The 717-nt window shown below is 55.2% G+C and carries 1 rRNA gene; it reads left to right on the plus strand.

The annotated features are described in order from the left end of the window. Window positions 1-693: ribosomal RNA gene (locus tag J4645_RS22085) — 23S ribosomal RNA — on the plus strand; the annotation flags it as partial. Between the last annotated feature and the right edge of the window lie 24 nt (window positions 694-717).

Consider the following 717-nt stretch of genomic DNA (forward strand, 5'->3'; position numbering starts at 1 on the left):
ATCCGGGTTGCGGACAGTGTCTGGTGGGTAGTTTGACTGGGGCGGTCTCCTCCTAAAGAGTAACGGAGGAGCACGAAGGTTGGCTAATCCTGGTCGGACATCAGGAGGTTAGTGCAATGGCATAAGCCAGCTTGACTGCGAGCGTGACGGCGCGAGCAGGTGCGAAAGCAGGTCATAGTGATCCGGTGGTTCTGAATGGAAGGGCCATCGCTCAACGGATAAAAGGTACTCCGGGGATAACAGGCTGATACCGCCCAAGAGTTCATATCGACGGCGGTGTTTGGCACCTCGATGTCGGCTCATCACATCCTGGGGCTGAAGTAGGTCCCAAGGGTATGGCTGTTCGCCATTTAAAGTGGTACGCGAGCTGGGTTTAGAACGTCGTGAGACAGTTCGGTCCCTATCTGCCGTGGGCGCTGGAGAACTGAGGGGGGCTGCTCCTAGTACGAGAGGACCGGAGTGGACGCATCACTGGTGTTCGGGTTGTCATGCCAATGGCACTGCCCGGTAGCTAAATGCGGAAGAGATAAGTGCTGAAAGCATCTAAGCACGAAACTTGCCCCGAGATGAGTTCTCCCTGAGACTTTAGGTCTCCTGAAGGAACGTTGAAGACGACGACGTTGATAGGCCGGGTGTGTAAGCGCAGCGATGCGTTGAGCTAACCGGTACTAATGAACCGTGAGGCTTAACCTTACAACGCCGAAGATGTTTTGGCGG

This window comes from Salmonella sp. 32082101201600294FB01SM01 (genome assembly GCF_017572865.1).
Classification (GTDB): Bacteria; Pseudomonadota; Gammaproteobacteria; order Enterobacterales; family Enterobacteriaceae; genus Salmonella; species Salmonella enterica.